The 14885-nt window shown below is 40.0% G+C and carries 16 protein-coding genes; all 16 read left to right on the top strand.

The features are described from left to right. The first annotated feature begins 43 nt into the window (after window positions 1–43). The 16 genes from A6B45_RS09175 (at window position 44) to phnE (ending at window position 14880) form a co-directional block, all read left to right on the top strand. Window positions 44–1555 carry an MDR family MFS transporter gene (locus A6B45_RS09175; protein ID WP_072614286.1) on the top strand — a complete coding sequence of 504 codons (1512 nt, stop codon included), beginning with the start codon at window positions 44–46 and terminating at the stop codon, window positions 1553–1555. After that, complete coding sequence (locus A6B45_RS09170) at window positions 1552–2229, top strand: DUF4811 domain-containing protein (protein ID WP_072614285.1); 678 nt, start codon at window positions 1552–1554, stop codon at window positions 2227–2229. Before A6B45_RS09175 ends, A6B45_RS09170 begins: the two co-directional genes overlap by 4 nt. 177 nt (window positions 2230–2406) lie before the next feature. Continuing rightward, window positions 2407–2607, top strand: coding sequence for a cold-shock protein (locus A6B45_RS09165; protein ID WP_002815634.1), 201 nt, complete (start codon window positions 2407–2409; stop codon window positions 2605–2607). A gap of 107 nt (window positions 2608–2714) precedes the next feature. Continuing rightward, window positions 2715–3428 carry a 2,3-diphosphoglycerate-dependent phosphoglycerate mutase gene (gene gpmA / locus A6B45_RS09160; RefSeq protein WP_072614284.1) on the top strand — a complete coding sequence of 238 codons (714 nt, stop codon included), beginning with the start codon at window positions 2715–2717 and terminating at the stop codon, window positions 3426–3428. 128 nt (window positions 3429–3556) lie between these two features. Continuing rightward, entirely contained in the window at window positions 3557–4828 is a 1272-nt protein-coding gene (locus A6B45_RS09155) for a uracil-xanthine permease family protein (RefSeq protein WP_072614283.1), read from the top strand. Between the two features lie 356 nt (window positions 4829–5184). Beyond that, window positions 5185–5910: a F0F1 ATP synthase subunit A gene (gene atpB / locus A6B45_RS09150; RefSeq protein WP_072614282.1), complete on the top strand. Its 726-nt coding sequence runs from the start codon at window positions 5185–5187 to the stop codon at window positions 5908–5910. A 167-nt stretch (window positions 5911–6077) separates the two neighbouring features. Beyond that, window positions 6078–6305 (top strand): F0F1 ATP synthase subunit C, encoded by a 228-nt coding sequence (gene atpE / locus A6B45_RS09145; RefSeq protein WP_002815630.1) that lies wholly within the window; start codon window positions 6078–6080, stop codon window positions 6303–6305. 26 nt (window positions 6306–6331) lie between these two features. Next, the gene (atpF, locus tag A6B45_RS09140; RefSeq protein ID WP_072614281.1) at window positions 6332–6835 is read left to right on the top strand and encodes a F0F1 ATP synthase subunit B; all 504 of its coding nucleotides are present in this window, start codon (window positions 6332–6334) and stop codon (window positions 6833–6835) included. An 11-nt stretch (window positions 6836–6846) separates the two neighbouring features. After that, window positions 6847–7389, top strand: coding sequence for an ATP synthase F1 subunit delta (gene atpH / locus A6B45_RS09135; protein WP_072614280.1), 543 nt, complete (start codon window positions 6847–6849; stop codon window positions 7387–7389). A gap of 12 nt (window positions 7390–7401) precedes the next feature. Continuing rightward, window positions 7402–8919: a F0F1 ATP synthase subunit alpha gene (gene atpA, locus A6B45_RS09130; protein ID WP_072614279.1), complete on the top strand. Its 1518-nt coding sequence runs from the start codon at window positions 7402–7404 to the stop codon at window positions 8917–8919. 14 nt (window positions 8920–8933) lie between these two features. Next, window positions 8934–9842, top strand: coding sequence for a F0F1 ATP synthase subunit gamma (locus A6B45_RS09125; RefSeq protein WP_072614278.1), 909 nt, complete (start codon window positions 8934–8936; stop codon window positions 9840–9842). Between the two features lie 155 nt (window positions 9843–9997). After that, window positions 9998–11398, top strand: coding sequence for a F0F1 ATP synthase subunit beta (atpD, locus tag A6B45_RS09120; protein WP_072614277.1), 1401 nt, complete (start codon window positions 9998–10000; stop codon window positions 11396–11398). 14 nt (window positions 11399–11412) lie between these two features. Beyond that, window positions 11413–11856, top strand: a complete 444-nt coding sequence (locus A6B45_RS09115) for a F0F1 ATP synthase subunit epsilon (RefSeq protein ID WP_072614276.1) — start codon at window positions 11413–11415, stop codon at window positions 11854–11856. Window positions 11857–12174: 318 nt separating this feature from the next. After that, on the top strand, window positions 12175–13218 hold the full coding sequence (locus A6B45_RS09110) for a phosphate/phosphite/phosphonate ABC transporter substrate-binding protein (RefSeq protein WP_072614275.1): 1044 nt from the start codon (window positions 12175–12177) through the stop codon (window positions 13216–13218). 94 nt (window positions 13219–13312) lie between these two features. Next, window positions 13313–14059, top strand: coding sequence for a phosphonate ABC transporter ATP-binding protein (gene phnC, locus A6B45_RS09105; protein ID WP_072614274.1), 747 nt, complete (start codon window positions 13313–13315; stop codon window positions 14057–14059). Then, entirely contained in the window at window positions 14059–14880 is an 822-nt protein-coding gene (phnE, locus tag A6B45_RS09100; RefSeq protein ID WP_072614273.1) for a phosphonate ABC transporter, permease protein PhnE, read from the top strand. Before phnC ends, phnE begins: the two co-directional genes overlap by 1 nt. The last annotated feature ends 5 nt before the right edge of the window (window positions 14881–14885 follow it).

Here is a 14885-nt window from a genome sequence, read left to right as displayed (position 1 = left end):
GTGTTTTCTGTAAATAACGGGAAGCTAATGAAAGGATTTACACATGTCAGATACAATTACAGATACACATGGCAAAAGCGTTAACCGCTTAGCCATGATGCTTGTCTTATTAATTGGTGTGTTTGCTGTGATGTTGATGCAGACATCGCTAGGAACTGCGCAACCAGCATTAATGAAAGCGTTTGATGTTAATGCTTCCACTGTACAATGGCTTACAACAATTTTCTTGATGGCTAACGGTATCATGGTGCCAGTTTCTGCCTTCTTAACCACAAGAATTCCAACAAAAACGCTTTATTTATCAGCGTTAATTTTATTTACTGCGGGGACATTTTTGGCCTTTATGACGCCAACAAGTGCTTTTTGGTTGCTAATGGTTGCTCGTGTACTACAAGCGATGGCTGTTGGTGTTTTGATGCCTTTAATGCAGGTTGTGTCACTAACGTTATTTGATGCAGAATCTCGTGGAAAAGCCATGGGATTAGGCGGTTTAGTTGTTGGTATGGCGCCTGCCATTGGTCCTACTCTGTCGGGCTGGATTTTAGAAAAAGATCATACGGTTCTAGGTTTTACTTTGCAAAACTCATGGCGCTCAATTTTTCTTATTGACCTTCCTGTGGTAATCATTGTGATCATTGCATCGTTCTTCGTCTTTCATGATGTATTGCCAACAAGGAACATTTCTCTAAACGTTCGTTCGTTGATCGAGTCAACCTTTGGCTTTGGGTTAATTTTGTTTGGGTTTGCAATGGTATCCACTCATGGTTGGGGAGACTTTGGCTGGGTTATTGCACCGTTGATAGTTGGTCTTTTAATTATTGCGGAATTTATGTGGCACCAATCTAGAATGGAAAAGCCATTCTTAGATATGTCAGTATTTAAGAATAAGCAATTTACTATCACCACTATCTTGGTTTCTTTGGTTATGATGTCAATGATTGGTGTTGAAATGATTTTGCCAATCTTCTTACAAAATATCCGTGGAATGACACCTTTGCATTCAGGATTAACATTGTTGCCTGGTGCTCTAATGATGGGGCTAATCTCTCCAATTGCCGGAGCTTTTTATGATAGACACGGCGCTAAGCGCTTGGCTATTACCGGATTTTCAATCTTAATTATTGGTACCTTTCCACTATTTTACATGACAGCTGATACACCTTCTATGTATATTACAGGGTTATATACGTTACGTATGTTTGGTATCGCAATGACGATGATGCCTTTAACAGCTTCGGCCATGGGCGCTTTATCTCCTGATACTGCAGCACAAGGAACAGCTGCTAATAATACAATGCGTCAAATTGCTTCATCATTAGGAACAGCAATCTTGGCTTCAGTAATGCAATCAGTAACAGATAGCAATAAACCATCTTCAGCATTGAAGGGACAGGATCCATTGGCATGGGCCCAAAAAACAATTGATGCAACATTAAACGGTTTTCACGCATCATTCCTTTTGGCATCGTGCTTTGCAATTGTAGGTGTCCTTATTGCATTCACTTTGCACAGTGGTAAAGTAAACACACCATCAAAGATGGAGGTTTCCAAATGATTATTTTAATTATGGCTCTATTTGCTATCTTAGCCTTTTTAGCAAATATGATGTTAGAAAACCGTATTATTCGTTTAACTATTACATCTATTATGTTCCTCGGCCTGGTTATTTCAGTGGTTGGCATTGTTGCAAATATGCATGACCACTATGGCATGAAACAGGTTACTACAACAAAGAAGGAACAGATCTATACAGCCGGAAGTGCCAATCAAGGTTTTGGTATGTTATTGTATCAAGCTGTTGGCACTAATGGAAAAGAAAATGTTTACATCTATAAAACTAGTTCTGATGCTAAGAAGACACATGTAGCAAAGCCAGATTTAAACACAACGTCTAATCAGGAAAGTATTTCTGGTAATAAAGCATATAAAGTTACTAAAACAACGCGTTGGGTCTATAAAAATAGCACCTATAAATTATTGTTTGGTATCGCTGACAATAACAATTCTTTAAAGCATCGCTACACTACGTATCAGGTACCAAGTACATGGATCGCATTAACAACAGCACAAGCGAAATCATTGTCTGCTAAAATGACACCTAAAACGGACGCAGAGAAAGTCGCTGCTGCCGAACAACAAAAGCAGTTAGCAGCACTTGCTCAAACCGATCCTGATAAGGCAGCACAAATGCAAGTTAAAGCGGTTAAGACAGCTTTAAATATTAAGTAAAGTTACTGTCTAATTTTATTAAATATCAAATTGCTTGCTAATTTTTGTAGATGTGTTACACTGTAAGAGTAATAAAAGTTTTTGATTTTGATTTGTTTTTCTCGGAAGGCGCTCAGTACCAATTATTTAAATTACGAACAATACAGCTTGGTGAGCACACCAAAGGAGAAACATATCATGGAAAAAGGCACAGTAAAGTGGTTTAACGGAGAAAAGGGTTACGGATTCATCACACGCGAAAGCGGCGAAGATGTATTTGCACATTTCTCAGCTATCCAAGGTGACGGCTTCAAGACTCTTGACGAAGGTCAAGCAGTTACATTTGACGTTGAAACTTCAGACCGCGGTTTGCAAGCAACAAACATCACAAAGGGTTAATTTCTTTTGGAACACACAGCTTATATAAGTTGTGTGTTTTTTTGTGTCGCCAAAACGTGGTATAATATAGTCGTTAAATTAAACACAAACTAAGGAGTTTAGCACACATGGCTAAGTTAGTATTAATCCGTCACGGTCAAAGTGAATGGAATGCATTGAACTTGTTTAATGGTTGGATTGACACAAAGTTGTCTGAAAAAGGTATTGCCCAAGCTAAAGAAGCTGGTGATCTTTTGGCTGCTGAAGGTATTCAATTTGACCAAGCGTATACGTCAGTTTTGACGCGTGCAATCCAAACGTTGCACTTTGCTTTGGAAGAAGCCGGACAATTGTTTATTCCAGAAGCAAAGTCATGGCGTTTGAATGAACGTCATTATGGCGCACTACAAGGTCAAAACAAAGCTGAAGCAGCCGAAAAGTGGGGAGATGAACAAGTTCACATCTGGCGTCGTTCATATGACGTTTTGCCGCCATTGTTGGACTCATACGAAGAGACAATGACAGTACAAGGTAACACTTACCCAGCATTTGATCGTCGTTACGCTGATGTACCTGAGGGTGAATTGCCATTGGGTGAAAACTTGAAGATTACTTTGGAACGTGTGTTGCCTTTCTGGGAATCAGATATTTCAAAAGATTTGAAAGCTGGTAAAAACGTGGTTATTGCCGCTCACGGTAACTCATTGCGTGCATTGGTTAAGCACTTGGAAAACATCTCAGATGATGACATTTTGAATGTTGAAATCGCTAACGGACAACCATTGGTATATGATTTGGCTGATGACCTGTCAGTTGTATCAAAGAAAACATTAACTAAGTAATTTAATTCATAAAAGATATGCTGTTTCATAAGATTGAGTAGTGTGTCTTTTTTTTCTGCAATCTTTCGACATTATTTTGGAATTTTGTTTATAATAAAATGAGTATATTCTGTAGGAGAGACCCCCTTATGTCAAAAAATCAAAATAATGCGATTTATGATTTACATGATAAGCCACCCTTTTTTACATGGTTAGGTTTATCATTGCAACATCTGTTTTCTATGTTCGGCGCTACTATCTTAGTGCCATTACTTGTTGGCCTCAATCCTGGAGTAGCCTTGTTTACGTCAGGAGTTGGTACGCTACTTCATTTACTGATTACACATGGTAAAGTACCAGCTTATATGGGATCGAGCTTTGCCTTCATTATTCCCATGACTTCCTTACTGAAGACGGTTGGTTATCCAGCCGTAGCGCAAGGAATTATCTCTGTTGGTCTAGTATATTTGGTTGTTGCTTTCATTGTAACTTTTACTGGCACTGCTTGGATTGAATATATTTTCCCAGCTGAGGTCGTGGGGCCAATCATTATGGTGATTGGCTTGAGTCTAGCTGGTTCTGCTGCTTCTTCAGCAACTACCATGAACGGGCATTATGATATTCGTGTGTTTACGGTCGCACTGGTTACGTTGTTGGCAACGATTGCCTTTAATATGTTCTTAAAGGGATTTTTAGGACTATTGCCAGTGCTACTAGGCATCATCTTTGGCTATATTGTGGCTTTAATTACGGGTCTAGTAGATTTGAGCCCAGTGGCTTCTGCCCATTGGTTCCAATTACCTAATTTTGAGACGTTCATTGGTAAAGATGGTTTCGTCTTTTATCCAGCGGCTGTATTGAGCATGGCACCATTAGCTTTAGTTACGCTGTCTGAACATTTAGGACATTTGATGGTTTTGTCAAAAATCACAGGAACTGACTTTTTTGAAAATCCAGGTTTGAAGCGTACCTTAACGGGGGATGGTACGGCTTCCGTTGTTGCTGGATTGATTGGCGGACCAGCGGTAACGTCTTACGGTGAAAACATCGGTGTCATGCAATTAAGCCGTGTTTATTCAGTTTGGGTCATTGGCGGAGCAGCCTTTTTTGCGGTCATCTTTAGTTTTGTTGGCAAGCTATCGGCTTTGATTTCAACGATCCCTGGCGCTGTTACGGGTGGTGTTGGCTTTATGTTGTACGGTGTCATTGCGGCTGCAGGGTTGCAAGTTATCGTTGACAATAAGGTTGATTATAGTAAGAAACGTAATTTAATGATTGCAGCACCTATTATGGTTGTCGGTATCGGAAACTTTCATTTACAATTAAGCACACAAGTTGATTTTTCTGGTGTTGCCATTGCTACTATTTTGGGCATTGTATTGAATTTAGTTTTGCCAAAAGTGGCTGCAAGTGAAAAGTAAATCATAGAGAGCGGAATTTGTTAAAAATTCGGCTCTTTTTATTAATGATTAGACAGTCAATACGCATTGGTCTGAAGTTTACTGTTTTGTAAAGATTTTAAATTTTGTGATACGAATACACATTGTAAACGTATACATTTAAGACTATGTGAAAATACTGATAAACGTTATTATTCTTATATTTGGGTCGGAATAACTTAACTAACAACGTTTCGCTTAAAGAAAATAAAAAGTTTGTGAAAAACATCGCGGTAAATGGTTGAATTTCAAATTGAAAGGCGTATCATATATTTTATGTTATGACGAATAGCCGATTTCGACCATTTCGCCAAATTATATGAGAAAGGAGAAGGCGCATGGATGACCCAACGGCAACGTTTAAGTTTCTTGGTCTAACTTTTGATTGGACAACGATTATTTCAACGTTGCTGGCTATGGCAATTGTTGTCATTGTTTCAATTGTATTGACTCGCAAACTTAGTGTAAAGCCTAACAAACGGCAAAATGCAATTGAATATTTGTTAGATTTCACCAACGGTATCGTGAATGGACAACTAACAAAGAAGCAAGCGCGCCAGTTTGGTTTGTTTGCATTTACATTGTTCTTCTTTGTGATTGTTTCAAATGAAATGGGCTTGCTAATACAATTTAAGCTTGGCGATGGTGTGACTTATATTAAGTCACCAACTGCCGATCCAATTGTAACAATGACGCTTGCAATTATGTCGTTAATGGTTGCTCACGGTATGGGTGTGCAAGAACTTGGTTTTAAAGGTTATATTAAAAACATGTTTTTCACCCCATATTCATGGATGCTTCCGTTGAATATTATTGAACAATTAGCCAATTTCTTGACGTTGTCACTGCGTTTGTTTGGTAACATCTTCGCTGGTGAAATGTTACTAACGCTCGTGGCTAACAGTTTGGCCTGGCCTGGGCACTTTAATGGGCTCTGGTCAGTGCTAGCATTGCCGATTGAAATGGTCTGGCAAGGCTTTTCACTCTTCATCGGTGGTATTCAGGCATATGTGTTTGTCATTTTGACAGGTGTATTCATCTCACAATTGTCTGGTAACGAGTAAGAGTGTCCTCGCAAATGAGATTTGTGTTACAGAAGCACTGTGTAAATGATGATTCTATAACACGAGTTGGTTTGCTCACAAAACGCGGGAGCGTATCATCTAAAATAGTATAAATGCGCACACTTGAAATCGTTCTTGTGTGTGCGCTACGAATAAGGAGAAATCTAATGGATTTGCACAATCTTGGTGTAATCGCAGCAGGTCTTGCAGCTGCTGGAGCCGCCGTTGGTGGTGGTATTGGTAACGGTGTTTTGATTTCACAGTTCTTGGCAGGTATGAGCCGTCAACCAGAACTTGAAGGCCGTTTGTTGTCACGTATGTTTTTGGGTGTTGCGTTGGTCGAAGTTATGCCAATTTTGTCAATTGTCTTCGCCTTCATGTTGATGGGCAAGTAATCACACAATAGTAGCGGAGGAAAATTATGTTGGGAACAACAACATTAGCAGCACTTCCACTTGGAAATATGCTGTTTATTATCATTGCCTTCCTCTTGTTGATGCTCATTTTGAAGAAGGTGGCCTACGGACCATTGACAAAAGTTCTTGATGAACGTGCTGATAAAATTTCTTCTGATATTGATGGTGCTGAAGTAGCTCGTCAAGAGGCAGAAAAATTGGCGTCACAGCGTCAAGCAGAATTGGCAGAAACACGTCAGAATGCCACAAAAGTGGTTAATGACGCTAAAGCTAGTGCTCAGAAGCAAAGTGACTTGATTGTCTCTGCAGCTAACGATCGCGCAGCTTCTGTCAGCCAACAAGCTCAGACGGATGCACAAAAGCTTAAGGAAGACGCAATTTCTGGTGCAAAAAACGATGTTGCAGCCCTTTCAGTGGCAATTGCTTCAAAGTTAATGCAAAAAGAACTATCGTTAAATGATCAACAAGCATTAATTGATGCTTACATTTCAGATTTAGAAACTAAATAAGGAGTATTGGGATGGCAAAAAATATTAAAGATATTGCTGACCAATACGCCAAAGCAATTTTTGAACTTGCTGGCGAACAGGATAACGTTAACGAAGTTTTAGAGGATTTACGGGCGATTAAAACAGTACTTAATGAAAATAAAAGTTTTGTTACTGTTGCATCATCAGCAGATGTTGCAGTTTCGTCACGTGATGACTTGTTGAAAACTTTAACAAATGACAGCACGGATTCTGTTAAGAATCTTGTCAAGTTATTACAAGCCAATAATCGTTTAGATGTTTTGTTACTTGTGGTTGATGAGTTCATCAACCATTATAATGAAGCTAACGGTATTGTAGATGTAAAAGCAACTACAGCTGTTTCACTCGATGATGGACGTTTAAATAAATTGGCTTCTGTTTTCGCATCAAAGACAGGTGCAAAACAAGTTAATATTGAGAACGTTGTTGATGAAAGCATCCTTGGTGGTGTTATCTTGCAATCACAATCAACTTTGATTGATGGTAGCTTGCAAACAAAAATTGCCAAAATGAAGGCACAATTATTAGGTTAGTGAGGAAGAATAATGGCTATTCAAGCTGAAGAAATTTCTGCTTTAATTAAGCAACAGCTCGAAAAGTTCGACACAACGCTAACTGTAGAAGAAGTGGGAACTGTTACCTATGTCGGTGATGGTGTGGCCCGTGCAACTGGCTTGGCTAATGCCTTGGCTGGTGAACTTGTCGAATTTGCTAATGGCACTTACGGCATGGCCCAAAACCTCGAATCAAGCGAAGTCGGAATCATCATTCTTGGTGGTTTTGATAACATTCGTGAAGGTGACACAGTAAAGCGTACTGGCCGTATCATGGAAGTGCCAGTTGGCGAACAATTAATTGGACGTGTAGTTAACGCCTTGGGTCAACCAATCGATGGATTGGGTGAAATTAAGACAGATAAAACACGCCCTGTAGAAGTAAAAGCACCTGGTGTTATGGAACGTAAGTCGGTTTTCGAGCCATTACAAACAGGTATTAAAGCGATTGATGCCCTCGTTCCCATTGGACGTGGACAACGTGAATTAATTATCGGTGACCGTAAGACTGGTAAAACGTCTTTGGCCATTGATACAATTTTGAACCAAAAAGATCAAGACATGATTGTTATCTATGTTGCCATTGGTCAAAAGAATTCAACTGTGCGTGCACAAGTTGAAACTTTGCGTCAAATGGGTGCAATGGACTATACAATCGTTGTTAATGCTGGTCCTTCAGAACCAGCGCCAATGCTGTACTTGGCTCCTTATGTTGGTGCAGCCATGGGTGAAGAATTCATGTACAATGGTAAGCATGTTTTGATCGTGTATGATGATTTATCAAAGCAAGCCACGGCTTACCGTGAGCTGTCATTGATTCTTCGTCGTCCACCAGGACGTGAAGCTTATCCTGGTGACGTCTTCTACTTGCACTCACGTTTACTAGAACGTGCGGCTAAGTTGAGCGATGAATTAGGTGGCGGTTCAATGACTGCATTGCCATTCATTGAAACACAAGCAGGTGACGTTTCTGCTTATATTCCTACCAACGTAATTTCCATTACTGATGGTCAGGTGTTCTTAGATGCCGATCAATTCTATGCTGGTGTTCGCCCTGCTATCGATGCTGGAACTTCTGTTTCACGTGTTGGTGGAGATGCACAGATTAAAGCTATGAAGAAGGTTGCTGGTACGTTACGTTTGGACTTAGCATCTTTCCGTGAGTTAGAAAGTTTCGCTCAATTTGGTTCAGACTTGGATTCGGCAACACAAGCAAAGCTTGCTCGTGGTCGTCGTACAGTTGAAATTCTGAAGCAACCATTGCATAAGCCAATGCCAGTTCAACATCAAGTTGTTGTATTGTACGCATTGACGCATGGTTTCCTAGATGACGTAGCTGTTTCAGACATTGAACGTTTCCAGGATGAATTGATTGCTTACGTTGACGCAAATGCTTCTAATTTATTCAAGACAATTGTTGAAACAAAGAACTTACCTGAAGAGGCTGATTTGAATGCAGCAATCGAAGCCTTTAAGGCTGGATTTGCTGGATCTGAATCAGCGGAATAAAAGGAGGCGCTGTGATGGCTTCTTTGCAAGATATTCAGCGTCGTATTTCATCCACTAAAAAGACACGTCAAATTACGAGTGCCATGCAAATGGTTTCAACGGCAAAGTTAAGCCAAATTCAGAAGTATAGTGCAGGGTATGGTGATTATGCGGCACGTTTAGAGGCTGTTGTTGAACATTTAGTTTCAGCACATCTCTTTGATAACGCAGATGCTGATCATATTCCATTGATTGCACAACGGCCAATCAAAAAAACAGGTATCTTGGTGGTAACATCGGATCGTGGTTTGGTTGGTTCGTACAATGCAAATGTCATCAAGCAAACTAATGTTTTGATGGAAAAGTTGAATTTGGATACAAGTAACACAACAATTTTAGCTGTTGGTGGTAATGGTGCAGATTTTTATAAGAAGCGTGGTTTTGAAGTTATTTTAGAACACCGCGGTGTCTCAGATGTTCCAACGTTCAATGAAATTCGTTCAGTAGTTAAAACGGTAACAAGTCTTTATGAAAATGAAGTATTCGACGCACTTCATGTTGTTTATAACCATTTCGTGAATCGCTTGACTAGTGAGTACAGAGATGTACAGTTGCTACCTTTAACTGGTGACACATTGAATGCAATGGGCGGAACGGAAGAACAAAAAGCTGAATTAGATGTTCAAGCTACTTATGAAATTGAACCAGATACAACAGCAGTATTAAATGTTATTTTGCCACAATTTGCGCAAAGTTTAGTGTATGAAGCAGTGCTTGATGCAAAAACAGCGGAACACGCCGCTTCATCTACAGCGATGAAGGGTGCGACTGATAATGCCAAAGATCTCATTGGTCGTTTGGAATTACAGTTTAACCGTGCACGTCAAGCAGCAATTACGACTGAAATTACTGAAATTACTGGTGGTATGGCAGCTTTGGAATAAGTTGACTATGCTATTCAATTATTAAAATACGCACAATTATTTGTGTAGGAATGTATTTGGTATAGCATGATGAAAATAACAATCGATGGTTGTTCTAACATTGATGTGTTCAGGTCATGCATTGCCTCATACTTAAAAACTGAAAGGAAACGACAATGAGTACTGGAAAAGTCGTACAAGTGATTGGTCCGGTCGTCGATATTGCGTTTGAAGCAGGGCAACAAGTTCCTGATATCAACAACGCCCTTGTAATTGATAAGGGTGATGGGCAATCATTGACAGTTGAAGTATCTTTGGCTTTGGGTGACGGAGTTGTCCGTACGATTGCCATGGACTCAACAGACGGGCTCCAACGAGGCATGGGAGTAGTGGACACTGGTAATCCTATTGAGGTTCCAGTTGGTGAAGCTACACTTGGTCGTGTCTTCAACGTATTGGGTGAACCTGTAGATAATAACGGTGCAATTGATTCTGATGTTCGTCGTAGTTCAATTCATCGTGAAGCACCTAAATATGATGAGTTAACAAGCTCAACAGAAATATTGGAAACAGGTATCAAAGTTATTGACCTGCTTGCCCCATATGTTCGTGGTGGAAAAATTGGTTTGTTTGGTGGTGCCGGTGTTGGTAAGACAGTTCTGATTCAAGAATTAATTCACAACATTGCGCAAGGCCACAATGGTATTTCGGTCTTTACTGGTGTCGGAGAACGTACCCGTGAAGGTAATGATATGTACCATGAAATGGAAGAATCAGGCGTATTGAAGCAAACCGCCATGGTTTATGGTCAAATGAACGAACCACCAGGTGCACGTATGCGTGTTGCCTTGACAGGTTTGACAATGGCTGAAAACTTCCGTGATAATGAAGGTAAGGATGTGTTGTTGTTTATCGATAACATTTTCCGTTTCACTCAGGCTGGTTCAGAAGTGTCAGCTTTGTTGGGACGTATTCCATCAGCCGTTGGTTATCAGCCAACATTGGCAACAGAAATGGGTCAATTGCAGGAACGAATTACTTCAACAAAGAAGGGTTCAGTTACTTCAATTCAAGCTGTTTATGTGCCTGCCGATGATTATACTGATCCAGCGCCTGCTACAACATTCGCGCATTTGGATGCAACAACTAACTTGGAACGTGCATTGACACAGCAAGGTATTTATCCAGCTGTTGATCCTCTAGCATCAACCTCATCTGCTTTGGATCCACAAATCGTTGGTCAAGAGCATTATGAAGTTGCAACTGAAGTACAACGTACTTTGCAACGTTATCGCGAATTGCAAGATATTATTTCGATTTTGGGTATGGATGAATTGTCAGATGAAGAGAAAACGACTGTTAACCGTGCACGTCGTATTCAATTCTTCTTGTCACAACCATTCTCAGTTGCCGAAACGTTTACCGGTATCAATGGTGAATATGTGCCAGTTGCCGAAACTGTGCGTTCATTCAAGGAAATTTTGGATGGTAAGTATGATGATTTGCCAGAAGATGCATTCCGAAACGTTGGTGCTATTGAGCAGGTTGTTGAAAAAGCCAAGACAATGGCCCAATAAGGGGGTATTGACATATGGCAGACGAAACAACTGCAACACACGGAATTACTGTTCAAATCGTGACGCCCGCTGGTGAAGTCTATAACGAAAGCGGTATTGATATTGCCGTTGTAAACACTCAGGGTGGTCAAGTTGGTATCATGGCTAAGCATGTGCCTATGTTGGCAGCATTGACAATTGATGAATTAATCGTTAAGCGCGGTAATGATCAGGAATCTTTGGCCGTTAACGGTGGCATTGCTGAGTTTTCAAATGATACATTGACGGTCGTAGCTGATAGTGCTGAAACTTCAGATGTGATTGATGTGTCTCGTGCTGAAAGTGCTAAAGAGCGTGCGGAAGCACGCTTGGCACACGCACAAGACGATAATAATGATGCTGAATTACGTCGCGCACGAATCGCTTTGATGCGTGCCGTGAACCGTATTCACGTTGCTGCCTTGAAATCAGGCCGTTAAATTTTAAACCCTCGAAACAATTGTTTCGAGGGTTTTTATGATGGCATTATTCATTAGGAAAGGCGTTTACAAAAGAAACGTTCTTTTTTTTATTAAAAATCATAACAATGTTCAGAATGTACCGTATTTTAATTTTAAAAATGATTAATAATTGTTTCGTTATGTTGATGTTTGTTTGACAGAGTAGCAGCTAGACAGACATTGAATTTTTCTTGACAAAAGTTTGACGAAAATTTGACAATGCTTGTGTAGAATAAACTGGTAACGCAATGGTTACTAAAACGAGAGAGACCATTAAGGTCACAGGAGAACTGAATCATGAAACAGACCGCTAAACAGATCATCCGTTTAAGTATGGTTTTTGCTGTTGCATTGATTGCTTCCGCAACATTGGGCGTGCAGAGCGCAAGTGCAGCAACTAAGACAATCAAGGAATTGAAAATTTATTTTGTTCCTTCAAAGCAACCTGACCAAATTGTAACAGCAACTAAGCCATTGAAAGGCTTGTTGAAAGCACAATTAAAAAAACAGGGTTACAATGTTAAAAATGTTGATATTAAAGTAGGTACAAGTTATGAAGCTGCTGGAGAAGCGCTAACGTCAGGAACTGCTGATGTTGGTTTCATTCCGGGTGGTACCTATGTGATGTATGAAGACGGTGTTCAAGTTTTGTTGACAGCAACGCGTGCTGGTTTAAATAAAGACTTCACTTCTGCTGCAAAGTGGAACGACGGTAAGGCAACTGAACCTACCCAAAAGCAAGCGGCGACATACCGTTCACTGTTTATCGCTGGTCCTTCTGCCAAAGGACAAGAATTGGCTAAGAAAATCAATTCAGGCAAGAAGTTGACATGGGAAGATTTGAACTCTGCTAAGTGGGGATTGTCATCAACCACTTCTTCAGCCGGTTATATTTATCCATCATTGTGGTTGAACAAAAACTACAAGAAGACGGTAACTGATTTGTCGAATACTGTGCAAGTTGATTCATACGGTTCAGGTATGGCACGTCTAGCTTCTGGACAAATTGATATTTTGCCAGTTTATGCAGATGCGCGTCGTGATTTTGCGGATGCATGGACCAAAGATTATAAGCAATCAAAGTCAATTTGGGATGAAACAAATGTTATTGGTGTTTCACAACCAATTTACAACGACACAATTTCAGTTTCAAAGAAGTCAAAGATTATGACTAAGGATTTTAAGTCAGCTTTGTCAAAGTCATTTATTAAATTGGCTAAGACTAAAGAAGGTAAAAAAGTGATTGCAATCTATTCACACGAAGGTTATGTTAAAGCAAAGTCATCTAACTATGACGGTGAACGTGCAGCACAAAAAGTGTTGAAAGAGTCAACTAAGTAAATTAACGACATTAATAAGCGGCTCCTGAGCTGCTTTTTATTGCGTTTGGTGTCCTCTAAAGGCGCCAATACATATTATAGTTTAGGAAGAAAAAATGATTAAATTTGAGCATGTTTCAAAAACCTACCCCAACGGTGTGAAGGGCTTGCAAGATATCAATTTAGAAATTGAAGATGGTGAATTTGTGGGCATTATCGGCATGTCTGGCGCTGGAAAGTCTACATTTATTCGAACCATTAATCGATTGAATAATATCACAGAGGGTAAATTGACGGTTGATGGCGTTGAAATTTCTAACTTAAAAGGCAAAGCATTACGCCGTTTTCGTCGAAAGATTGGTATGATTTTTCAGTCATATAATTTGGTGCCACGTATCACGGTTATTCGCAACGTCATGAGTTCGTTGGTGCCTGATATGTCGTTGTGGCGGGTCATTTTAGGGCTATTTTCCAAGGATGATAAAATACGTGCACTAAAGGCCTTAGATCGTGTTTCAATGTTAGATAAGGCTTTTGTTAGAACCGATCAATTGTCTGGGGGACAACAGCAGCGCGTCTCATTAGCGAGAACTCTGGCACAAAATCCATCAGTGCTCTTGGCTGATGAACCAGTGGCGGCACTTGATCCTGTAACGGCACATGAAGTGATGGACGATTTTAAGCGCATTAATGACGAACTTGGTCAAACAGTTCTGATCAACATTCACCATGTGGACTTGGCACTTGACTATGCCAAACGCATTATTGGTATTCGCGCTGGTCGTGTGGTATACGATGGACCAGTTTCTGGTGTGACACAAGAAATTTTAGATAATATCTATTCAAAAAATGAGGCCGAATAATGTGGTGGTATGATAAATTATTTAAAGCTAAGAAATACACGTTAGCCAACGGTAAAACAGTCAGCCAGAAGTTTACGAGAACCCCACTCATTTTGCTGATTGTATTAATTATTTTAATTATTTCAGTTGTTGTGACTGGTTTTAGTTTACCAACCTTATTTGCTAATTTTCAGCAGTTTTGGGTTGTCTTTGGCGATTTATTTCCACCAAAGTGGTCTTATTTTCCATCAGTTTGGCAACCTTTAATTGATACGATTAAAATGTCACTCTTTGGATCTTTCTTTGGTGCAGTAGTGGCTCTACCATTGGCGATACTGGCTGCTAACAATGTTACTAATAATCGGTTGATCAACCTAATTGTGCGGTTTGTATTGACGGTGTTACGGACATTACCAACATTAATTGTTGCCCTGATTGCGACTTATATTTTTGGATTAGGCACATTTGCAGGTACAGTAGCTATCTTTATGTTTAGTTTATCATTCGTTGGTAAACAACTGTTTGAGTATATTGAAACAGTGGATATGGGTGCGTATGAAGCCTTGATTGCCACAGGTGCAAATGCACCGCGAGCTTTTGTTACCGCTATTATGCCACAAATTTTGTCGACTTATTTGTCGACATCGTTATTTGCTTTTGAAGGTAACGTTCGTTATGCGGCTATTTTAGGTTACGTTGGCGCTGGCGGTATTGGTATGATTTTGAACCAAAAAATTGGTTGGCGTGAATTTCAAAGTGCCGGTATGATATTGGTAGCATTATTTGTTGCGGTGGTGCTGATTGAAACATTGAGTCAACAACTACGAAAATTCTTGAGTTGAGGAGA

The sequence above is a fragment of the Leuconostoc suionicum genome, from assembly GCF_001891125.1.
Classification (GTDB): domain Bacteria; phylum Bacillota; class Bacilli; order Lactobacillales; family Lactobacillaceae; genus Leuconostoc; species Leuconostoc suionicum.
Note: the sequence above shows the minus strand (reverse complement) of the source record. Positions and strands in the feature narration are given on the sequence as shown.